The organism is Sphingomonas sp. OTU376, from assembly GCF_038440415.1.
In the GTDB taxonomy this organism is placed as follows: Bacteria; Pseudomonadota; Alphaproteobacteria; order Sphingomonadales; family Sphingomonadaceae; genus Sphingomonas; species Sphingomonas kyeonggiensis_A.
Window position 1 is genome coordinate 84,249 of record NZ_JASATQ010000010.1, and the last position, 21,997, is coordinate 106,245.

Here is a 21,997-nt window from a genome sequence, read left to right on the forward strand (position 1 = left end):
TGGTCGGGATAACGCCACGACCGCAACCGGATACAATTGACAAATTGATTTTAGTATTCTGATTTTGAAGCGCCTCAAGGGAATACCCAGGGCGCATAACATCGGGCCAGCGCCTGGCCCGAACTTGGAGAGGGAATAGGGGATGACTTTTCGTGCACGCACGCCATTGGCCGGTCGCAACCGGCTGATATGCCAACTGCTTGCATCGGCCAGCATCGCGATCACGATGAGCGGTGTGGCCCATGCCCAGGATGCCGCCCAGTCCGCACAGGACGCAGGGCAGGCACAGCAGGATGCGGGTGCCCAGGGTGGCGACATCATCGTCACCGGCTATCGCGGCTCGATCGAGAAGAGCCTCAACCAGAAGCGCGAGGCCAACGCCTTTGTCGACGTGATCACGGCCGAGGACATCGGCAAGTTCCCGGACAAGAACGTGGCAGACTCGCTGCAGCGCGTGCCGGGCGTCATCATCGATCGTGACGGCGGCGAAGGCAGCCGGGTCAGCATCCGCGGCCTCAGTTCCGACCTGACGCTGACCGAGCTCAACGGCAACTTCATCGCGTCGGCCGACAGCGGGGACCCCTCGCGCTCGTTCAACTATCTGCTGCTGCCCTCGACGCTGATCGGCAGCGTGGAAGTGTACAAGTCGCCTGAAGCGCGCCTCGATGAAGGCGGTGTTGGCGGCGTCATCATCAACCGCACGCGCAAGCCGTTCGACCTGAAGCCCTGGTCGGGCACCGTCTCCGCCGAAGGCACCTATTCGGACGTGACCAAGAAGGTCGAGCCGAACGTCTCCGGCCTGCTCTCCTGGCACAATGAGGACAAGACGCTGGGCTTCCTGGTCGGCGCCACCTACCAGGTGCGCACGAACCGCTCGCTCAGCGCCTCGGGCGACAGCTGGCACTGGTGGACCGACGACAAGGCCACCGATCCGGCGACCGACGTCAACGGCAAGACCTTCGCCAATGATTCCGCCATCGACTATTGGAACAGCGGCAACAACGCCGGCACCACCACGCGCGACGGCAAGCATTACAGCGGCTATTGGGCGCCCCAGTCGGTCAGCGAAACGATTATGGAGCAGAAGCGCAAGCGCCTGGGCATCCAGGCGACGGCGCAGATGAAGCCGTTCGACAATCTCGAGATCACGGCGAACTATTTTCGCTTCCAGCTGAACGGTGACTACACCCGCAGCAGCATCAAGATCCCCGAATGGGGCTATGGCAATTTCTTCACCGGCGCGACGTTCGACAAGAGCGGCACGGTCCTGACCGGCGCGACCTTCGAGGTTCCGCCCGAAGGCACCGGCTGCCGCGTTCCCGGCAACATGTGCACGATGGAAACCCCGGCACCGCAGGACACCTATGTCCGCGAGAAGAGCGTCTCCAACACCTATGAAGTGCGCGGCAACTGGGAACTCGGCCACCTGAACGTTGACTTCGTCTTCGGCAAGACCAAGGCGACCGGTGGCCCGTCGTTCCAGTTCTATGCCCAGGCCAAGCCGCGCAACGGCTCGGTCAACGGCAACTCGCTCAGCGCCTGGAACTTCACCGATCAGTCGATCGCGATGAACTTCTCGCCCAACGTGATCCAGAACATGCTGAACGGCGTGGCGCAGATCGACCTGGGTTCGACGGGTTCGGGATTCACCAACAGCTCGCTCTCCCAGCGTTATGCCCAGGTCGACCTGACCCGGAAGTTCGACTCGCCCTTCTTCGACTCGATCCAGGTCGGCGCGAAGTGGCGCGATGCCGCCATCCACCGCGAGACCGGTCGCTTCGAATGGTATTCGGACGCCGCCAACACCCTGCGCTTCCAGGATACGCCGGGTGGCGCGCTGGCGCTGCCGGAGATCTTCTACCCGAGCTCGCTCGGCAACATCGCCGGCGGGTTCCAGACGAGCGCCTTCCCGGCGATCAACATCCGCAACTATATCGACTATCTGAACAAGACCTATAGCGGCCCGGTCCGCGTTCCCGAGCCGCAGAACGTCTACAACATCGGCGAGCGCATCTGGGCCGGCTATGGCCAGCTGAACTTCAAGACGAGCACGGTTCGCGGCAATATCGGCCTGCGCGTGGTGAATACCAAGCAGGACGGCACCTCGACCGACCGCATCACCTACGAGAACGAGTATTGCGTCAACGGACCGGGTGGCGCGTTCGACCCGAACAAGCCCGTGGGCGCGGACGGCAACTGCTCGGTGATCCCGGAATCGCAGCGCCAGCTCCGCGTGTTCAGCCCGAACTCGGAGAGCAAGACCTACACGGACTTCCTGCCGAGCTTCAACATCTCGTGGGACGTGACGCCGAACCTGCTGCTGCGTGCGGCGGCGTCGAAGGTGATCGCACGGCCGGGCTATGGCGACCTGGCGGGCTCGCGCGGCCTGACCTTCAACTCGGATGCATTCGTGTTCGACCGTGCCCAGTTCGGCGCGCGACCGGGCTGGTTCGGCGATGGCGGCAATTTCGACCTGAAGCCGTTCAACGCCTGGCAGTATGACTTCGGCGTGGAATGGTATTTCCACCGTGGCTCGGTGCTGGGCGCGACCCTGTTCCGCAAGGACGTGAAGGACTTCATCGTGCCGGTCGTGATCGACCTGCCGCAGGAAGTCGCCGGCCAGACGGTCACGGTCCAGCAATATGCGACCCAGGCCAATGGCTCGAGCGCCGTGTCGCAGGGTGTCGAAGTCTATGCCCAGCACACGCTGGACTTCGGCCTCGGCGCGCAGGTGAACTTCACCTACAACGACACCTCGATGGCGGACGTCGCGCTGAACGGGAAGAAGCTTGGTGAATCGCCCCTGGTGGGCAGCGCCAAGACCCAGCTCAATGCGTCGATCTTCTACGAGCACGGCCCGATCCTGGTGCGCGCTTCGTACAATCGCCGCGGCGAGGTGGTGCGCGGGCTGTCGTCCGGCCTGAACGTCTATGACGATCCCTATGAGCAGGTCGACCTCAACGCCGCGGTCGACGTCTTCAAGAACTTCCAGATCACCGGCTCGGTCATCAACCTGACCAAGTCGGAGCAGCGCCAGCACCTGGGCAACGACACGAAGGACCGGTTCATTTCGAACGTCTATTCGGGCCGTCGCTTCTATCTGGGCATGGCATACAAGTTCTGATCATCGAATGAGTCAGCCCCCTGACTCAGGAGGTGGCCCTTTCCCCCCGGGCCACCTCCACCCCCGTTCCGGCGGGGCAGGGGAGAGGACGACAATCATGCAGCCGCCGGGTCCCCTGAGGCCCGGCGGCCCATGACTTCGGGGTGGAGGAATAAGGGGACGGTCGCATGAACAAGATCCGGGCAGGCATCATCGCCGCCGCTGCCACCATGATGACCGCGGGGATCGCCTGGGCGGCGAATCCGATCGTGAAGGGCTGGTACGCCGATCCCGAGATCCGTGTGTTCGGCGGCAAATACTGGATCTACCCGACCTATTCCGACGACTATGGCGCGCCGGACGTGACCAGGCGCTTCACGCCGCACCAGACGGAGCTGCGCAAGCAGAAGACGGTGCGTCCGTCCTATGTGCAGCAGACCTTCTTCAACGCCTTCTCGTCGCCCGACCTGGTCCACTGGACCAAGCACAGCCACGTCCTCGACGTCGAGAACATCGCCTGGGCGGGCTATGCGATCTGGGCGCCCTCCGTGCTCGAGCACAAGGGGCGCTACTACATGTTCTTCAGCGCCAACGACATCCAGAGCGATGCGGAGGTCGGCGGCATCGGCCTGGCGGTTTCGGACAAGCCGGGCGGACCGTTCAAGGATGCGCTGGGCAAGCCGCTGATCGGCAAGTTCCACAATGGCGCGCAGCCGATCGATCCGTTCGTCTACCGCGACGACGACGGGAAGGTGTACCTCTTCTACGGCGGCTGGAAGCACTGCAATGTGGTGCAGCTGAGCGACGACCTCCGCTCGGTCGTCCCCTTCGCGGACGGCAGCACCTACAGGGAAATCACGCCGCCCGGCTATGTCGAGGGTTCGTTCCTCATCAAGCGCAAGGGCGTCTATTACCTGATGTGGTCGGAAGGCGGCTGGACCGGCCCCGACTATAGCGTCGCCTATGCCACCGGGCCGACCGCGCTCGGGCCGTTCACCCCCAGGGGCAAGATCCTCGAACAGGACTTCAAGATCGCGCGGGGCGCGGGCCATCACTCGGTGGTCAACGTGCCCGGCACCGACGACTGGTACATCGTCTATCACCGCCGCCCGCTGGGCGACGACAAGGGCGAGCATCGCGAGATGGCGATCGACCGGATGGAATTCACCGCGGACGGCTCGATCAAGCCGGTGGTGATGACCAATGAAGGCGTGAAGCCGCGGCCGTTCAAGGCGCGGTAACGGACACGAGCACGTACGAAATCGAGCAGGGGAGTATTGGGATTGTGAGGAAGTTCATCGGCGCGTGCTGCATCTCGGCAATGCTGCTCACCAGTGCGCTCGGCACGACCATGGCGCCGGCAATGGCGCAGACGGCGGAGCCTGCGCTGGTCGACCTGATCAACCCGCTGATGGGCACCGACAGCAGCTATGAGCTGTCCTATGGCAACACCTATCCGGCGGTGGCCGTGCCCTGGGGCATGAACTTCTGGACGCCGGTCACCGGCAAGATGGGCAACGGCTGGGGCTACACCTACAGCGCGCACAAGATCAACGCGATCAAGCAGACCCACCAGCCCAGCCCCTGGATGAACGACTATGCCGCGTTCGGCCTCTTCGCCGAGACCGGCCCGCTCAAGGTCAAGGAAGACGAGCGTGCCTCCTGGTACAGCCACAAGGCAGAGGAAGCGCGGGCCTATGGCTACAAGGTCTATCTCGCCGACTATGACGTGACCGCGGAGGTCACGCCAACCAATCGCGCCGCCAGTTTCCGCTTCACCTTCCCCAAGACGGATGACGCGCACATCCTGATCGACGGCTATGCCGGCGGCTCGATGGTGAAGATCGACGCCGCCAACCGCCGCATCATCGGCTATGTCCGCAACAATCACGGCGGCGTGCCGAGCAACTTCCACAATTACTTCGTCGCCCAGTTCGACAAGGATTTCGAAGTCACCCGCACCTGGGACGACAACGGCCAGGTCTCGGGCGCCAATGCCAGCGAAGGCGATCATGTCGGCGCGGTGGTGAGCTTCAAGACGCGTGCCGGCGAGCAGGTCAACGTCAAGGTCGCCTCGTCCTTCATCAGCCCCGAACAGGCCGCGCTCAACCTCGATCGCGAGCTGGGCAAGGACAGCTTCGACCAGACCCAGGCCAAGGCGCGGGCGGAATGGGAGAAGGAACTCTCCAAGGTCCAGGTGAGCGATCCGAACCTCGACAATCGCCGCACCTTCTACTCGGCGATGTACCGCATGCTGCAGTTCCCGCGCATGTTCCACGAGGTGAATGCCGCCGGAAAGACCGTCCACTACAGCCCCTATGACGGCAAGGTGCACGACGGCTTCCTCTACACCGACAATGGCTTCTGGGACACGTGGCGCGCGGTCTTCCCCTGGTTCGCGCTGATGAACCCGGAGCGCGACAGCGAGATCATGCAGGGGCTGGTCAACACCTACAAGGAATCCGGCTGGCTGCCCGAATGGGCGAGCCCGGGGCACCGCGACGTGATGATCGGCTCCAACTCGGCCAATCTGATCGCCGATGCCTATCTCAACGGCGTGCGCGGCTTCGACGTCGAGACGCTGTACGAGGCGATGGTCAAGAACGCGACCACCTCGGAAGGGCGTCCCCGCGACAAGCGCGGCAACGTCGTCGGCGCGGTCGGCCGCGAGGGCGTCGAATATTACAACAAGCTCGGCTACGTCCCCTATGACGTGGGCATCAACGAGAATGCCGCGCGCACGCTCGAATATGCCACCGCCGACTTCTCGCTCTCCCGGCTCGCCGCCGCGCTGGGCAAGACCGAGGACGCGAAGCAATACGCGGCGCAGGCGCAGAACTATCGCAAGCTGTTCGACCAGGAGAGCGGCTGGATGCGCGGTCGCAACCAGGACGGCAGCTGGTCCAAGCCGTTCAATCCCTACAAATGGGGCGATGCCTTCACCGAGGGCAATTCGCTCCATTACAGCTGGTCGGTGATGCAGGACGTGCAGGGCCTGATCGACCTGATGGGCGGCGACCGGAAGTTCACCGACCGACTGGACTCGATCTTCTCGACCCGCCCGATCTTCGACGACAGCTATTATGGCCAGGTGATCCACGAGATCCGCGAGATGCAGATCGTCAACATGGGCCAGTACGCCCATGGCAACCAGCCGATCCAGCATATGATCTACCTCTATGACTGGGCCGGCCAGCCGTGGAAGGCGCAGGCGCATGTCCGCGACGTGATGAAGAAGCTCTATTCGGCCGCGCCCGACGGCTATCCGGGCGACGAGGACAATGGCCAGACCTCGGCCTGGTACGTCTTCTCGGCGCTGGGCTTCTATCCGGTGACGCCGACGGTGGGGCAATATGCGATCGGCAGCCCGCTGTTCCGCAATGTCCGCCTGACCATGCCGGGCGGCAAGCTGCTCAACATCGAGTCCGCCAACAACGGCGACAAGAATGTCTACATCCAGTCGGTCACTCTGAATGGCAAGGCGCACGACAAGCCCTGGTTCTCCCGCGAGGAGTTGCAGGGCGGCGGCACGCTGCGCTTCGTGATGGGGCCGAACCCGAACACCAAATGGGGCACGGCCAAGTCGAATGCGCCCTTCTCGATGAGCGCACCGGCGGCGCGCTGAACAACAAGAACGGGAGAGGGTGATGAAGCGTCGTGAGGTGATGATGGGGGCAGGCGCGCTGGCGATGTCGGCGGCCCTGTCCGTGCGGGCGCTGGCGGCGGCCGGGCAGGCGGAGGGATTCGTATCGAAGCGGCCGCCGGTCGCTCAACGCGGGTTCGTCAGCAAAGCGGTGGAGGCCGAGATCAAGGCGGTGAAGGCGAAGATCGCCGATCCCGAACTCGCCTGGCTGTTCGAGAATTGCTACCCGAACACGCTGGACACCACGGTGCGGCTCGGCACGGTGGACGGCAAGCCCGATACCTTCGTCATCACCGGCGACATCGACGCGATGTGGCTGCGCGACAGCTCGGCCCAGCTCCAGACCTATGTCCATCTGACGCCCAGGGACGCCGATCTGCGCCGTGTCTTCCAGGGCGCGATCCAGCGCCAGGCGCGCTGCATCCTGATCGATTCCTACGCCAACGCCTTCACCCCGGACCCGACCGCCAAGTCGAACCTGTCGGCGGTGAACGACAGGACCGACATGAAGCCGGGCGTCGCCGAGCGGAAATGGGAGATCGACTCGCTCGCCTATACGATGCGCCTCGCCCACAGCTACTGGACCGCGACGCGCGACAAGACGCCGTTCGACGCGCTCTGGGCGCAGGGCGCGGCGCGGGCGGTGGCGACCTTCCGCGAGCAGCAGCGCAAGGATGGACCCGGCCCGTACCATTTCCAGCGCGTCGATCCCTCGCCGACCGAAACGCTGATGTTCGGCGGCTTCGGCGCGCCGACCCGCAAGGTCGGGCTGATCCATTCGGGCTTCCGCCCCTCGGATGATGCCTGTGTCTTCCCTTTCCTGATCCCGTCGAACCTGTTCGCGGTCTCCGCGCTCAGGATGCTCGCCCAGGTGCACAACGAGGCGCGCGGCGACACCGCGGCGGCGCAGGACGCGCTGGCGCTCGCCGCGGAAGTCCAGGCGGCACTCGACGCGCATGGCAAGATGCCGGACGGGAAGGGCGGCCAGGTCTGGGCCTTCGAAGTCGATGGCTATGGCAATGCCATCTTCATGGACGACGCCAACGTCCCCAGCCTGTCGGGCCTGCCGCTGCTCGGCGCCGCCGACAAGCGCGACCCGCTCTACGTTCGTACCGCTGCGCTCGCCTGGAGCGAACGCAATCCCTATTTCTTCAAGGGCAAGTTCGGCGAAGGGATCGGCGGGCCGCATATCGGCATGGACATGATCTGGCCGATGTCGCTGATCACCCGCGCGCTGATCCACGACGATGACGCGACGGTGGCCCAGTGCCTCAAATGGCTCAAGGCCTCGCATGGCGGCACCGGCTTCATGCACGAGAGCTTCCACAAGGATGATCCCGCCAACTTCACGCGGAGCTGGTTCGCCTGGGCCAATGGCCTGTTCGGCGACCTCATCCTCGACATCGCCCGGCGCAAGCCGGCGCTGCTCGCGCAGAAGCTCTAGGGAAGGGCAGGAACCGCATGATCACCGCAAATCGCCGCCAGCTGCTCGCCGGAGCCGGCACCATCGCGCTTGGCTCCGCGCTTCCGCGTGCCGCCGTCGCCCAGGGCGCCGCGCCCGGCAAACCCAATCTGTTCGTCGGCACCGGTGGGCATGGCCACACCTTCCCGGGTGCCTCGCTGCCCTTCGCCATGGCGCAGTTGAGCCCGGATACCGACAATGCCCGCTGGGATGCCTGTTCGGGCTATCACCGCAGCGACACCTCGATCATGGGCTTCTCGCACACCCATCTATCGGGCACCGGCATCGGCGACATGCTTGACGTGCTGGTGGTGCCGACGCGCGGGCCGCTGCAGCTCGATCCCGGCACGCTCGAGAACCCGGACCTCGGCTATCGCCAGCGCTTCTCGGAGGAAGCGGCCGAGCCCGGCTATTACCGGGTGAAGCTGGAGAGCGGGGTGCTCGCCGAGCTGACGGTGACCGAACGCACCGGCCTGCACCGCTATCATTTCCCTTCAGGCGCCGGGCACATCCTGGTCGACTTCGCGCACATGATCCGCGACGTCTGGGACAAGGGCGTGACGCTCGACAATGCCTCGCTCCAGCTTGACGCGAACGGCATGCTCACCGGCAGCCGCCGCGTGCACCGCTGGGCGAAGGGGCGGATGATCCACTTCGCGATGCAGCTGTCGCGCAAGCCCGACCGCGTCGAGTTCTTCGGCGACGACAACAAGCCGGCGGCCAAGGGCGCCCGGTCGATCGCCGGCAACCGGCTCAAGGTCGCCCTGTTCTTCGACGAGGCGGGCGGCGAGCCGATCCAGATCAAGACGGGCATCTCCGCGGTCGATGTCGCCGGCGCGAAGGCGGCGCTGGCGGGCGAGGCGCCGGGCTGGGACTTTGACGGCGCGGCGAGCAAGGCGCGGCGGCTCTGGGCGAAGGAGCTCGACCGCGTCCGCGTGGCGGGCGGCAGTGCGGACCAGCGCACGATCCTGGCGAGCGCGCTCTATCACTGCTTTCTCGCGCCGACGCTCTTCACCGATCGCGACGGCCGCTATGTCGGGATGGACCAGCAGGTGCATAAGGTGCCGGCGGGCGAGGCCTCGTTCAGCACCTATTCGCTGTGGGACACCTATCGCGCGCTGCATCCGCTGCTCACTTTGGTGCAGCCCGATCGCGCTGCCACCTTCACCCGCGACCTGATCCGCCAGACGCAGCAGAGCCCCTATGGCCCGCCGGTGTGGCAGCTCCAGGGGATCGAGACCGGCTGCATGATCGGCTGGCACTCGGTCTCCGTGCTCGCCGAGGCGCATGCCAAGGGCATCAAGGCCGATTACGCCGCCGCCTGGCCGAACATCCGCCGGCGTGCCTTCGATCGCGACTTCAAGGATAGCGACGGCTCGCTGGGCCGTGGCTACTATTACGACCTCGGCTATATCCCCGCTGACAAGATCTGGGAGTCGGTCAGCCGCACCCAGGAATATGCCTATGACGACTGGGCGATGGCGGTGCTCGCCGACGCCGCGGGCGCGAAGGACGATGCCGCGGCGCTGCGCAAGCGCAGCCTCAACTATCGCAACGTGCTCGATGCCTCGACGCGCTTTGCCCGGCCGAAATTCTCGGACGGGAAGTGGTGGGCGGCCTATGATCCGATCCAGATCGGCCATGATCCCAAGCTGCACCGCGACTATACCGAGGCGAATGGCTGGCAGGCGACCTTCCTCAACCAGCATGACGTGCACGGCCTGATCGCGCATTTCGGCGGCGATGCCGCGTTCGTCGAGAAGCTCGACGCGCTGTTCAACGCGCCCTCGACGCTGCCGGAGAATGCGCCGCCCGACATCTCGGGTCTGGTCGGCCAGTATGCGCACGGCAACGAGCCCAACCACCATGTCGCCTATCTCTACGCCTATGCCGGTGCCCCGGCGAAGACCCAGGCGATGGTGCGCCGCCTGTGCCTCGAGATGTACAGGAACGATCCCGACGGCGAGATCGGCAATGACGATTGCGGCCAGATGAGCGCGTGGTTCGTCTTCTCGGCGCTGGGCTTCTATCCGGTCGATCCGGTCAGCGCGCTCTATGTGTTCGGCTCGCCGCTATTCGACCGCGTCGAGGTCGATCTGGGCGGAGGCAGGACGCTACGCGTGCTCGCCAATGGGAACGGCGCCGACCGCCCGTACATCCAGTCGGTGCGCTGGAACGGCAAGCCCTGGACGAAGAACTGGATCGCCCATGCCGAGCTGGCGAAGGGCGGTGAGCTGGTGTTCGAGATGGGCGACAAGCCGTCCAGCTTCGGCACCGCCAGGGCCGATCGCCCGCCCTCGTTCGGGCGCACCGGTTAGGGCGTATCGCCACTCACTCTTCCGGCGAGCAGCTAAACCAACCGCCGCATCTGGACGTCGGCCAGCCTAGGCGTCGATTCCGTCCATCTCCGCATCGGCGCTGCCCTGCGCCTTCCACAGCGCGCCCGGCTTGGGCAGCAGGAAGTGGCTGAACGGCAGGATCGCGGCACCGACGGCGGGCGCGTCTTCCGACAAGGCGGCGCGGGCGACCGGCGCCACCGCCGGCAGTTGCGGCGCCCGCTCACGCATCAGCGCGTCGGTGCGGGCCGCCAGCGCATCGAGCTGCGCGGTGGGCAGCCGGCCGCCGAGCAGCACGACCGCAGGGTTGATCAGGCAGTTCACCGCATCGAGCGGCACCGTCAGCTGGTGTGCCGCGCGCTCGGTCCAGTCGGCGATGCAATGCTGCACCGATGCCTCCGGCGTCCGGCTGCGGGCGTCGGCCAGGCTGTGCCCCGCCGCCTCGAGGCTGCGGGTCAGGCCGGAGAGCGACACCAGGCTCTGGATCTGCTCGCCGGTCTCGCCCTGCGCGCGCATGAAGCCCAGCTCGCCGCTGCGCCCGTCCGCGCCGCGGATATAGGTGCCGTCGATCACCAGGCCGCCGCCCAGGCCCGAGGACAGCAGGATGTAGAAGAAGCTGTTGTTGCTCTGGCCGTGGCCGAGCTGCATCTCGCCCATCGCGGCGGCGGCGGCGTCGTTCTCGACGAACACCGGCAGATTGAACGGCTCGTCGAACAGCGCGGCGATGTCCGTCTGTTCCCAATCGGCATAGTTGGCCGGGCGCCCCGGCAGGTCGACCAGCCCGAGATCGTCAGGCATCGCCACGCCCAGCCCGACCACCTTGGCCACGTCGACATCCGCCCGGCGCAGCATGTTCTTGATCGAACGGCGATAGAGCGCGCGGACCTGGCCGGGCAGGGCGAAATCGACCTCCTCGGTGGTGCGGGTCAGCGTCTCGCCGGAGAAGTCGACCAGCACGATGGTGATGTGATCGCGGTCGATGTTGACGCCGATCGAGTAGCAGGCGTCGCGCTTCACCACCAAAGCGGTCGGCGGCTGCCCGCGCCCCCCGCGGCGCTGGCCGGCTTCCTCGATCAGCCCGTCCTGGAGCAGGCGCTTGGTGATGTTGGCGATCGCCGGGCCGGTGAGCCCGGTGATCCGCGCCAGCTCGACGCGGGTCAGCGGCCCGAGCACGCGGATCGCGTGCAGGGTCACGCGCTGGTTGTGATCGGCGGCACGTTCGAGATTGGTACCGGAAAGGCGCGGCCTGGCGCGGCGGGCACTGCTTGTCATGCCAAGCTCATCTCCATCACGTGCCCTCATTTCCCTTCGAGCGTTCCTTCCAGCCGCTCGAGCGAAATGCCGCGCGTTTCAGGGAAGTATCGCCATACTATGACAAACTGCACCAGCATTGCACCGGCGAACAGCCAGAAAGGCAAGGCCTGCGTATATTGCGCGACGATCGGGAAGCCGAAAGCGAGAAGCGCGTTCATTCCCCAATGGGTCGCGCTGCCGATCGCCTGGCCGCGGGCGCGCACCGCGGTGGGGAAGATCTCCGACAGATAGACCCAGATCACCGCGCCCTGCGAGACCGCGAAGAACAGGATGAAGGCGATCAGTGCCGGCAGCAGGAACATCTGTCCCTGGCCCAGCGTGTAGATCGTCGCGACGGCGGCGAGCGCCAGCGCCGTGCCGATCGCGCCGATCAGCAGGAGAAGCTTGCGGCCGACCCGGTCGATCACCGCCAGGCCGAGCAGGGTGGCGAGCAGGTTGGCGACGCCGATCGCCACCGCCTGCAGGTCCGCCGACACCGCGCTGAACCCGGCGGCGGCGAAGATATCGCCCAGATAATAGAGGATCGCATTGATGCCCGACAGCTGGTTGAACAGCGCCAGCGCGAACGCGAGCAGGATCGGGCGGCGGTGGAGCGCCCAGCTGAGCCGGGCGGCGCTGCCCGGTATGGCCGCCGCGGTGAACTGGGGGAGGAGCGTTTCGGGATCGCCCATCCGCAGCGTGCGGATCGCGTTGCCCGCCTCGGTGAGGCGGCCGCGCTGCGCCAGCCAGCGCGGGCTGTGCGGGATGCGCAGGAGCAGCAGCAGGAAGAGCAGGGCCGGGGCCGCCGCCACGGCCAGCTTCACGCGCCAGGCGAGCTCACCGTCGATCGCGCGGGCGATCAGGAAGTTGCTCACATAGGCGGCGAGGATGCCGATCACGATGCTGAGCTGGAACAGGCCGACCAGTGCCCCGCGCCGCTCGGCCGGGCTGACCTCGGCGATATAGACCGGCGCCAGCACCGAAGAGCCGCCGATCGCGAGCCCGCCGATGAACCGGAAGGCGACGAGCATCGCCAGGCCGCCCGCCGCCGCCGACCCGATCGCCGAGAGGATATAGGCGCCGGCGATCCAGTAGAGCATCGTGCGGCTGCCGAAGCGGTCGCCCGGTGGTCCCGCGCCCAGTGCCCCCACCAGGGTGCCGACCAGTGCGGCGGACACGGCCGCGCCCAGCTGGGCCGGGCTCAAATGGAAACTGTGCCGCAAGGCGTCGGTAACGCCGGCGATCACCGCCGTGTCGAAACCGAACAACAGGCCGCCCAGGCTGGCGGCGCCCACGGCCGATCGATTGAGCGTGCTCGCTCCCTTATCCATCGCAGACCCCTCTCCGGATCATTGAATTATCTAATTTGAAATATTAATGCAGCGGAAGCGCGTGACAAGAGACTCGTATAGATACGTGCCAAGTTATTGATGGGAGAGGGGAATGCAGTCGCTATCTGGTCCGTGCGCAGCAGCGTGGACGCTCTCGGCGTGACGATTCCCGATGGAAAGTCGACGCTTCGGGCCGGAATCGAGCTAGGCGGAACCAAGTGCGTCTGCACGCTGGCGAGCGGTCCGGACGACATTCGCGACCAGCGCACCGTGCCGACCACCCGGCCGGATGAGACGCTGCCGGCGATCCTCGCGATCCTGCGCGAATGGGATGCGGCGCACGGCTTTGCCGCGCTCGGGATCGCCTCTTTCGGCCCGATCGACATCAATCCGCAATCCGCCACCCATGGCCAGATCCTGGCGACGACCAAGGCGGCATGGCCGGGCACCGACGTGCTCGGCATCCTGTCGGCGCCCTTCGATGTGCCCGTCGGGTTCGATACCGACGTGAACGGTGCGGCGCTCGCCGAGATGGCCTGGGGCTGCGCGCGGGGGATGGACGACTTCGCCTATGTGACCGTGGGCACCGGCGTGGGGGTCGGCCTCGTCGTGCACGGCCTGCCGACGCGCGGCTTCGCGCATAGCGAGCTTGGCCATATCCGGGTGCCGCGGCTGCCCGGCGACGATCTGCCGAGCTTCTGCAGCTTCCACGATGATTGCGTGGAGGGCCTGGCCTCGGGCTCGGCGCTGAAGCTGCGCCTGGGCGGCCGATCGGTCGGCGAAGTGGCGGAGGATGATCCCGTCTGGGCGCCGATCGCCCACACGCTGGCCATGATGTGCCATGCGATCGTCTCTTCCACCGCGCCGCATCGCATCGCGATCGGCGGCGGCGTGGTGACCGGCCAGTCGCATTTGCTCGGCCGGATCGAAGCGGCGCTCCGTGCCAGCCTCAACGGCTATATGACGCTGCCGGACGACGGGCCGTACATCGTGGCGCCTGCGCTGGGCGACAAGGCGGGGCCGCTTGGCGCCATCGCCGTCGCCGACCTCGCGCTTGCGACGGCAGCCGCTGCCAGGTGAGTGGGCCGGGGCGGTCCTCGGTGGCCGCCCGCAAGCTCCCGTCGATAGCCGTTCTGAGCCTGTACTTCGTGTACTTTCGATCTCAGAGCGCCACGCCGAACCCGCGTCCGATCGCCCGGACGCGGCCGATCAGCGGCGAGATCAGGCGGTCCGGGTCGCTGGCGGGCAGGTGGACGCTCTCCGGCAACACGCCCATCGCCTGGCGCATCGTCACCGCGCCCTGGCGCAGCGCGGGTCGGGCGATCAGCCACCAGAGCCGGGCATGCTCGCCGTCCACTTCGATCCGCTCCTGCGGGGTGAGCGGGGTGCGGGCGACATGGTCGGCGTGGAGCGCCGCCAGGATGCGCGACAGCCGGCCCAGCGTCTCCAGGTCGGGGGCCGGGTCGCGCTGCATGAAATAGCGCACGACGAGCGCGGCGTTCGCAGCTGCCTCGTCGCCGAACACCGGCAGATAGCGCTCTGTCAGCACCCGGCCGGCGCTGGCCGCCATCATCTCGGCAAAGCGCTTGGAAGCGCCGCCGGGGTGGCAGCGATAGAGGAGCTGGGCCTCGTCCAGCCGGGCGATCTGTCCGAAGCGGCCGAGCCGGTGATAGAGGTCGAAGTCCTCGGCATAGCGGACCTGGGGGCGCTCGAAGGGATCGAGCAGCCGCGCGGCCTCGGCGCGGAACATGACGGTGGACCAGACCAGCGGGTTCTGGGTGAGCAGCAGCCAGTCGATCATCGCCGGGGTAAGCGGGCGGTCGCCGGGCCAGGGGCTGACAATGCCGTTCTCGAGGAACTCGGCGGCGGCGCCGACCAGCACGGTACCGGGATTGGCGTCGAGATAGCCGACCTGGGTAGCGAAGCGGCCGGGCTTGCAGAGATCGTCCTGGTCGAGCCCCGCGATGTAGCGTCCGCGCGCCGCGGCGAAGCCGATATTGCGGGCGACGACCGGGCCACCATTGGTCTCGGCATGGAGCACGGTGATGCGCGGGTCGGTCAGCGTGGCGAGCAGGGCGCGCGTGTCGTCGGTCGAGCAATCGTCGACGATCACCAGCTCCCAGTCGCTGAAGTCCTGGGCGAGGACGGAGTCGATCGTCGCGCCGATCCAGGCCGCGCCGTTATAGGCGGGCATGACGACCGAGACAGTGGGAGCAGGCAGTCCGTTCACGCGGCGAGGCTCACGCTCTGCCCGAGCAGCTGGTCGACGATGAGTTGGCCGACATCGTTCTGCCACTGCCACAGGCCATTGGCCTTGCCCTTGAAGCTCTTCTCGCCGCCGAGGCGCCCTTCGGGGACGAAGCCGGCGGCGAGGCCGATGCCATAGGCGCCGGGGATCGGCTGGCCCTCGGCATCGGTGACGCGGCAAAGCTGGTCGGCGAGGCGCGGGCGGCCCGGGGCGTGGGCGCTGAGTGCGATGCGCTGGCCCTCGGCATCGAGCAGCGGCAGTGCGTGCGGGCGATAGCCGAGCGCGGCGACGACAACGTCCGCCTCGGCGAGGATGCGGCTGGTCTCCGGGTCGGGACGGGCGATCTGCTGCAGCCGGACGCGCGGATCGGGCGTGCGCCCGCCGATGCGGAGCATGCGCAGGACCAGCTCGCGCGCCTCGAGCCGGAAGCCGGCTAGGCGATAGACGAAGCCGGAAAGCGAACAGATGTCGTCCGGACCGAAATCGGTGAAGCCGTCTTCCCGGGCGGCCTCGGCCGAGGGGTACCAGGGGCGGAGCTCCTCGCGGTGGAGCAGGCTCAGGCTCTCCGCGCCGAACGGGATGTCGGACTTGAGCAGCAGGACGGCGGAGGCGATGGCCGAGGTGGAGGCGCCGATGATCGCGATCCTGGGCGCGCGCTTGCCGGCGATGCGGGTGCGCAGCCGGTCCATGCCGCCGGTGCGCAGCATGTCGTCGCACAGCATAAGCCGCTCGCTGACCAGTTCGCCGAGCGGCGTGTCGGCGACGGGTGCGGCGGCGATGTCGCTGGCCGACTGGTAGCCGCCAGTGGCGATGACGATGTTCTCGGACAGCAGTTCGCGTTCGGCGCCGGTGGCGCGATTGCGAATGCGGGTGCGCCACAGGCCGATGGCGCAGCGGCGGCTGTCGATGACCTCATGGCCGGTCAGCACTTGGCCGCCGGCTTCCGTCACAACAGCGCCGACGCGCTGGCCCATCGCTTCGAGGAACGGGCCGGTGCGGTGCAGCGGCACGCCGAGCTTGCCGATATAAGCGGCGATCTCGCGGGCGGCGGGGTGGTCCATCAGCGCGGCGATGCTCGGCTCGGGATTGTCCTTTACCGCACTGAGGAAGGTCTCGGCGGTGCTGTCCGACGTGATGGCATAGCCCGGCAGCTCGCCGGCGCCGAGGCAATCGCCGCGCTCGACCAGGGCGAGGCCGGCGCCAAGCTCGCGAAGCTTGCCCTTCTTGCTGGCCGAAATGAGGAAGGCCACGCCTGCTGGACCACCGCCGATCAGCACGGTGTTGAGGATGGGCTCGGGCGCGGACGGCACGACGATGCGCGGCTTGCGCAGCGCGGCATGCAATGCGTCGCAGATGGTGGCGACGTCGCTTCCGCTCATCCGGTCGGTGACCGGGAGCGAGAGCATGCGAGCGGAGAGATCGTCGGCGACCGGAGTCGGTCCGGTGATGCAGGCTTCGCGGAAATAGGGCTGCTGGCCGATGTGCGGGCTGAAATAATGGCCGGAGCCGATACCCTGTTCGGCCAGGCTGGCCATGACCGCGGTGCGGTCCGTCCCCGCCGGGAGCAGCATCGGCATGAACTGCGCGACCTGCCTGCGGGCATGGCTGCGCTGGAAGGTGACGATGTCGCCGAGTTGCTCGCGATAGGCGCGGTCGAGCGCTGCGCGGTGCTCGGCCACGGCATCGATCTCGCCCAGCTTGGCGCGGGCCATCAGGCCGAGCAGCTCGGGAAGCTTGGCGTTGATGCCTTCCTGCGTCGCGGTGCGCGGTGCGCCGAAGCCGAAATTCTGCATGCGGCGCAGGATCTGGATGCGGTCCGGATCGGCGCTGTAGATCAGCCCGCCTTCCGCCGTGGCGAAGGTCTTGGTGGCGTGCATCGAGAAGACGCAGGTGAGACGGCTGCCGGTCCCGAAGCCGCGGCCCATGGCGTCGAGGCTGCCGAGCGAGGCGGCGGCATCGACCACCACGCCGACATTGTGGTGTTCGGACAGGGCCTCGTAATAGCCCAGATCGATGCCGGTGCCGAAGGTGTCGTAGGGTATGACTACCGCCACTCCCTCGCCGTGCCGGGCGAGCTCGGCTTCGATGGCGGTTGCTGATGCGGCCCAGTCCTTCGGGTCGCTGTCGACCAGGATCGGGGTGAGCCCCGCCCAGATTGCTGCATGCGCCGTGGCGGCGAAGGTGAAGGCCGGGACCAGGGCGTAACGGCCGGATCTGCCGGCTTTGGCCTCGCGGATCGCCAGCAACAGGCCCAGCGTCGCATTCGAGACTGCCAGGGCCAGTCCCTCGCCGCCGAAGAGCTGGGCCACGGCCCGGCGCTCGAAATCGCGGACGATGGGGCCGCCGTTGCTGAAATAGCCGCTTGCCTCAAGCGCGCGCAGCTCTTCGGCCATTTCACTCAGCCGTGGCGGCTGTGGAGCGATCAGCGGTAGTTTCAGCATAGGTCCCTCATCCCCGATGCGGAACTATGCCTGCACGTCTCCTAAGATTAGGTAAGTCGCTTCAACGCGACCAGCTCACGGTCCAGCGCCTGCAAAAAATTCGAGCGGTCCGCGCTAGAGAAGGGATTCGAACCCCCGACCTGATCGCCGCCCGCACGCAGGTCCGCCATGATCGCGCGGGTGGCAATTGCCGCGCCGATCGAGTTGGCGGTGAAGGGCTTGCCGTTCGGGGAAAGCACCTTCGCGCCTGCCTTCAAAGCGCGATCCGCCAGCAGGATATCGGAGGTGATGACCACCGACCGCGCATCCGCGGCTTCCGCGATCCAGTCATCGGCGGCGTCGAAGCCGTCGCTGACCACCTGGCGGCTGACCAGCGGATGCTGGGGCACGCGCAGCCACGAATTGCTCACGATCACCACCGGCACCTCGTGGCGCCAGGCGACCTTGTAGACCTCGTCCTTCACCGGGCAGGCGTCGGCATCGACGAGGATCCTCACCGGTGCGAGGGACCCCGGGCCGGCGGCGCCTTGCGATAGGGCCGGGGCTGATGCCGCGGCGCGCCCGGGCCACCCGGACCCCCGGCAGGACGGTTCGGACCGTTACGCTGCGGACGGGCACCCTGTGCCGGCGGCGCATCCGACGCCTCGATGCGGACGTCCTCGTCACTCTCGGCGGTGCGCGCCACGGCGGCCATGAACTTGCTCGCCAGCGCGCGCGGGATCTGGAACGCGGTCTCGTTCGGCCCGATGCGGATCGCGCCGACTTCGTTCTTGGTGATGTGCCCGCGACGGCAGATCAGCGGCAGCACCCAGCGCGGATCGGCATTCTGGCGGCGACCGATATCCATGCGGAACCAGGCGACGTCGTCAAAGCCCGGACGATGCTGCCCGGCCTGGCGCTCCTCGCGGCGATCGCCCTGGCTGCTGAGCTCCTCGGGCGCCGGCATCGCGGCACGGTGCGCGCGGACGAGCGCGGCGGCGATCTCGGCGGGCGTGCGCTCGGCGAGGAGGCGCTCGGCGATGGCGGCATCCTCCTCGTCGATCTCGACGGGAGCGAGCAGCGCGGCGATCAGGCGCTCGCGATCCTGGGCGCGGATCGCCTCGGGGCTCGGCACCTCGGTCCACTCGACCGGGATGCGGGCGCCCTTGAGCATCGATTCGACACGGCGGCGGCGCTGATAGGGGACGATGAGCACCGCAGTGCCCTTCTTGCCGGCGCGGCCGGTGCGGCCCGAACGGTGCTGGAGCGTCTCGGCATCGCGCGGCAGCTCGACATGGACCACCAGCGTCAGCGTCGGCAGATCGATGCCGCGCGCGGCGACGTCGGTGGCGACGCAGACCCGGGCGCGCTGGTCGCGCAGCGCCTGCAGGGCGTGGTTGCGCTCGTTCTGCGAGTGCTCGCCCGACAGCGCCACGGCGGAGAAGCCGCGCTCGACCAGCGTGGCGTGGAGGTGGCGGACATTGTCGCGCGTCGCGCAGAACAGGATCGCCGTCTCCGCTTCGTGGAAGCGCAGCAGGTTGATCACCGCATGCTCGATGTCCGACGGGCTGACGGTGACCGCCTGATAGCTGATGTCGCCGTGGCCGCGATCCTCGCCCACGGTCGAGATGCGCAGCGCGTCCTTCTGGTAGCGCTTGGCCAGCGCCACGATCGGCTTGGGCATGGTCGCCGAGAAGAGCAGGGTGCGGCGGGTGTCCGGCGCCCCGTCGAGGATCGCCTCGAGATCGTCGCGGAAGCCCATGTCGAGCATCTCGTCGGCCTCGTCGAGGACGACGGCACGCAGCGCAGTCAGGTCGAGCGCGCCGCGCTCGAGATGGTCGCGCAGACGCCCCGGGGTGCCGACGACGATATGCGCGCCGTAGCTGAGCTGGCGGCGTTCCTTGGCGGCGTCCATGCCGCCGACGCAGGTGGCGATGCGCGCGCCGGTGGGGCCATAGAGCCAGATCAGCTCGCGGCTCACCTGGAGCGCCAGCTCACGGGTGGGGGCGATGATCAGCGCGTGCGGCTCCCGCGTCGGGATGATGCGGCCATCCTCGCCGAGCAGCTCGGGGTGCATGGCGAGGCCGAAGGCCACGGTCTTGCCCGAGCCCGTCTGGGCGGAGACGATGAGGTCGCGGCCGGTGGCTTCCGGTTCGATGACGGCGGCCTGGACGGCGGTGGGCGCGGCATAACCACGCGCTGCGAGCGCTTCGGCGAGAAGCGCAGGGAGATCGGCAAATGACATGAGACCCCGCACATGGGCTCGCAAAGGCCGTATCGCAAGGGAAAAGAGGGTTGATTTGTCTCGACGTGGCTTTGTGTCGTCGCGTGACGGGGGTGCGCAACTTAATGGCGGGATTGCGGGGTTTTTGGTTGCGCTATCATTTCGTCATCCCCGCGAAGGCGGCGATCCGTTGGCGCTGAGCTGGTTGAGACTCGCTCCGGCCAGCCGGAATGGATCCCCGCCTTCGCGGGGAAAAGTGGGGGTGGCGTCGGGTTTTCTTGCTCCCCTCCCTGCAAGGGAGGGGTTGGGGGTGGGTGGCGAGCGTAGCGAGCTCGGCGCGACGGTATGGAAAGAAGAAAAGGCCGGGCATCGAGCCCGGCCTTTTCAAACCCACCCCTAGCCCCTCCCTTGCAGGGAGGGGAATGATTGGGAGGATCTGGTTTAGATCAGCGCCTTCACCGCATCCGCCAGGCTGGTCGTGGGGTGGCCGGTCAGCTTCGACAGCACCCGGCCGTCGTCGAACAGCGCGCCCTGGGCGATCTCGACATCCCAGCCTGCGAGCATCTCGGCGAAGGGGGCGGGGACGCCGGCGCCGGTTAGGGCAGCCGCGTACTCGGCCGGGGCGAGGTTGTGGAAGGGGATGTCGCGGCCGGTCTGGCGCGAGATCTCGGCGGCGAGGTCGGCCAGGGTGAAGGCGGTGTCGCCGGCCAGCTCGTAGATCGTGTTCTCGTGGCCGGTGCCGGTGAGCACGGCGACCGCGGCATCGGCATAGTCCGCGCGGGCGGCCGCGGCGATGCGGCCCTGGCCGGCGGCGCCGATCAGCGCGCCGTGCGCGACCGCGCCCTGCACGCCGGCGGCATAATTCTCGGTGTACCAGCCGTTGCGCAGGAAGGTGTAGGGGATGCCCGAGGCAGCGATCGCCTTTTCGGTGAAGAGATGCTCGCCCGCCAGGCTAAGCCTGCTCGTGTCGGCACGCAGCAGGCTGGTGTAGACGATGCGGCCGACGCCGGCCTGCTTCGCGGCTTCGATCACGGCGGCGTGCTGGGCCTCGCGCTTGCCGACCTCGCTCGACGAGATCAGCAGCAACGTGTCGATGCCGGCAAGGGCGGCGGCGAGGGTCTCGGGCTGGTTATAGTCGAAGGCGCGGGCGGGGACGCCGAGATCGGCGGCCTTTTCGGGGCTGCGGACCAGTGCGACGATCTGGTCGGCGGGCAGTTTTGCCTTGAGCTTCTCGACAGTGAGGCGGCCGAGCTGGCCGGTGGCTCCGGTGATGGCGATGGTCATGTGTCCGTTCCTTCTTGGCGGGTGACGGACATCCAGATATTGGCCTTGCTTACTATTCGTAAGTACATACATTCAGGTAAGTATGGAAAAAAGCCCGGAGCCCTTCTCGACCCGCGTGCGCCGTGGCGCATTGCTCGAGCGCAACTGCCCGTCGCGCGAGGTGCTGAAGCATATCTCCAGCCAATGGGGCGTGCTGATCCTGATCGTGCTGGAAGGCGGCACGCACCGCTTCAGCGAGCTGCGCCGCAAGGTGGACGGGGTGAGCGAGAGGATGCTGGCGCAGACGCTGCAATGGCTGGAAGGCGACGGGCTGGTCGAGCGGATCGCCTATCCGGTGGTGCCGCCGCATGTGGAATACAGCCTTACGCCGATCGGGCGCGAGGCAGCGGGGCATATCCGCGCGCTGGCCGACTGGATCGAAGTGCGGCTGCCGGACATCTGCGACGCGCAGGCGGCGAAGGTGGCGGCGGAGTAGGGGTGTTCATTATCCCCTCCTGGAGGGGGAGGATAAGAGGGACTGCGGCTCCTCGCTTCCCCGGCGTTCGCCGGGGAGCTGCTCGGGCCAGTGCGTGGCTTGTATCAAAGAAAGGGCGCCCGGTTACCCGCCCCCACCCGCAAAAAAATCAGGCCCCCAAGTCGGGGGGGGCCCGGGG

Annotated in this window: 14 protein-coding genes; 7 read left to right on the forward strand and 7 right to left on the reverse strand. The window is 67.2% G+C overall.

Annotated elements, in window-relative coordinates:
- Nucleotides 1-142: 142 nt before the first annotated feature.
- The 5 genes from AAHM44_RS06805 to AAHM44_RS06825 all read left to right on the forward strand — a co-directional run bounded on the left by AAHM44_RS06805 (nt 143) and on the right by AAHM44_RS06825 (nt 10,526).
- Nucleotides 143-3,124: a TonB-dependent receptor gene (locus AAHM44_RS06805; RefSeq protein ID WP_269574759.1), complete on the forward strand. Its 2,982-nt coding sequence runs from the start codon at nt 143-145 to the stop codon at nt 3,122-3,124.
- A gap of 167 nt (nt 3,125-3,291) precedes the next feature.
- Nucleotides 3,292-4,344 carry a glycoside hydrolase family 43 protein gene (locus AAHM44_RS06810; RefSeq protein WP_342249483.1) on the forward strand — a complete coding sequence of 351 codons (1,053 nt, stop codon included), beginning with the start codon at nt 3,292-3,294 and terminating at the stop codon, nt 4,342-4,344.
- Between the two features lie 44 nt (nt 4,345-4,388).
- A complete protein-coding gene (locus tag AAHM44_RS06815) occupies nt 4,389-6,728 on the forward strand; it encodes a GH92 family glycosyl hydrolase (RefSeq protein ID WP_342249484.1) in 2,340 nt (779 codons plus the stop codon).
- 22 nt (nt 6,729-6,750) lie between these two features.
- On the forward strand, nt 6,751-8,190 hold the full coding sequence (locus AAHM44_RS06820; protein WP_342249485.1) for a glycoside hydrolase family 125 protein: 1,440 nt from the start codon (nt 6,751-6,753) through the stop codon (nt 8,188-8,190).
- Nucleotides 8,191-8,207: 17 nt separating this feature from the next.
- Complete coding sequence (locus tag AAHM44_RS06825; RefSeq protein WP_342249486.1) at nt 8,208-10,526, forward strand: GH92 family glycosyl hydrolase; 2,319 nt, start codon at nt 8,208-8,210, stop codon at nt 10,524-10,526.
- Between the two features lie 66 nt (nt 10,527-10,592).
- Here the strand turns inward: AAHM44_RS06825 and AAHM44_RS06830 are convergent, their stop codons facing one another.
- Nucleotides 10,593-11,816, reverse strand: a complete 1,224-nt coding sequence (locus AAHM44_RS06830) for an ROK family transcriptional regulator (protein WP_342249487.1) — start codon at nt 11,814-11,816, stop codon at nt 10,593-10,595.
- 26 nt (nt 11,817-11,842) lie between these two features.
- Nucleotides 11,843-13,168 (reverse strand): sugar porter family MFS transporter, encoded by a 1,326-nt coding sequence (locus tag AAHM44_RS06835; RefSeq protein WP_269574764.1) that lies wholly within the window; start codon nt 13,166-13,168, stop codon nt 11,843-11,845.
- A gap of 132 nt (nt 13,169-13,300) precedes the next feature.
- Here AAHM44_RS06835 and AAHM44_RS06840 point away from each other — a divergent pair, with 132 nt between their 5' ends.
- On the forward strand, nt 13,301-14,248 hold the full coding sequence (locus tag AAHM44_RS06840) for an ROK family protein (protein WP_342249488.1): 948 nt from the start codon (nt 13,301-13,303) through the stop codon (nt 14,246-14,248).
- A gap of 82 nt (nt 14,249-14,330) precedes the next feature.
- On the opposite strand, the gene AAHM44_RS06845 is transcribed toward AAHM44_RS06840, so the two are convergent.
- The 5 genes from AAHM44_RS06845 to AAHM44_RS06865 all read right to left on the reverse strand — a co-directional run bounded on the left by AAHM44_RS06845 (nt 14,331) and on the right by AAHM44_RS06865 (nt 21,344).
- Nucleotides 14,331-15,398 carry a glycosyltransferase family 2 protein gene (locus AAHM44_RS06845; protein ID WP_342249489.1) on the reverse strand — a complete coding sequence of 356 codons (1,068 nt, stop codon included), beginning with the start codon at nt 15,396-15,398 and terminating at the stop codon, nt 14,331-14,333.
- Nucleotides 15,395-17,857: an aminotransferase class I/II-fold pyridoxal phosphate-dependent enzyme gene (locus AAHM44_RS06850; protein WP_342249490.1), complete on the reverse strand. Its 2,463-nt coding sequence runs from the start codon at nt 17,855-17,857 to the stop codon at nt 15,395-15,397. Before AAHM44_RS06850 ends, AAHM44_RS06845 begins: the two co-directional genes overlap by 4 nt.
- Nucleotides 17,858-17,904: 47 nt before the next feature.
- Nucleotides 17,905-18,354 (reverse strand): YaiI/YqxD family protein, encoded by a 450-nt coding sequence (locus AAHM44_RS06855; RefSeq protein ID WP_342249491.1) that lies wholly within the window; start codon nt 18,352-18,354, stop codon nt 17,905-17,907.
- A complete protein-coding gene (locus AAHM44_RS06860) occupies nt 18,351-20,081 on the reverse strand; it encodes a DEAD/DEAH box helicase (protein WP_342249492.1) in 1,731 nt (576 codons plus the stop codon). Before AAHM44_RS06860 ends, AAHM44_RS06855 begins: the two co-directional genes overlap by 4 nt.
- A 420-nt stretch (nt 20,082-20,501) precedes the next feature.
- Nucleotides 20,502-21,344, reverse strand: a complete 843-nt coding sequence (locus tag AAHM44_RS06865; RefSeq protein WP_342249493.1) for an SDR family oxidoreductase — start codon at nt 21,342-21,344, stop codon at nt 20,502-20,504.
- 82 nt (nt 21,345-21,426) lie between these two features.
- Here AAHM44_RS06865 and AAHM44_RS06870 point away from each other — a divergent pair, with 82 nt between their 5' ends.
- On the forward strand, nt 21,427-21,819 hold the full coding sequence (locus tag AAHM44_RS06870; RefSeq protein WP_269574770.1) for a winged helix-turn-helix transcriptional regulator: 393 nt from the start codon (nt 21,427-21,429) through the stop codon (nt 21,817-21,819).
- Nucleotides 21,820-21,997: the final 178 nt, after the last annotated feature.

What these genes read in the sequence shown, in the direction of transcription:
- AAHM44_RS06810 (WP_342249483.1), top strand. Translation starts at nt 3,292, where the DNA reads ATGAACAAGATCCGGGCAGGCATCATCGCCGCCGCTGCCACCATGATG.
- AAHM44_RS06825 (WP_342249486.1), top strand. Translation starts at nt 8,208, where the DNA reads ATGATCACCGCAAATCGCCGCCAGCTGCTCGCCGGAGCCGGCACCATC.
- AAHM44_RS06830 (WP_342249487.1), bottom strand. Translation starts at nt 11,816, where the DNA reads ATGACAAGCAGTGCCCGCCGCGCCAGGCCGCGCCTTTCCGGTACCAAT.
- AAHM44_RS06820 (WP_342249485.1), top strand. Translation starts at nt 6,751, where the DNA reads ATGAAGCGTCGTGAGGTGATGATGGGGGCAGGCGCGCTGGCGATGTCG.
- AAHM44_RS06870 (WP_269574770.1), top strand. Translation starts at nt 21,427, where the DNA reads ATGGAAAAAAGCCCGGAGCCCTTCTCGACCCGCGTGCGCCGTGGCGCA.
- AAHM44_RS06850 (WP_342249490.1), bottom strand. Translation starts at nt 17,857, where the DNA reads ATGCTGAAACTACCGCTGATCGCTCCACAGCCGCCACGGCTGAGTGAA.
- AAHM44_RS06860 (WP_342249492.1), bottom strand. Translation starts at nt 20,081, where the DNA reads ATGTCATTTGCCGATCTCCCTGCGCTTCTCGCCGAAGCGCTCGCAGCG.
- AAHM44_RS06865 (WP_342249493.1), bottom strand. Translation starts at nt 21,344, where the DNA reads ATGACCATCGCCATCACCGGAGCCACCGGCCAGCTCGGCCGCCTCACT.
- AAHM44_RS06835 (WP_269574764.1), bottom strand. Translation starts at nt 13,168, where the DNA reads ATGGATAAGGGAGCGAGCACGCTCAATCGATCGGCCGTGGGCGCCGCC.
- AAHM44_RS06805 (WP_269574759.1), top strand. Translation starts at nt 143, where the DNA reads ATGACTTTTCGTGCACGCACGCCATTGGCCGGTCGCAACCGGCTGATA.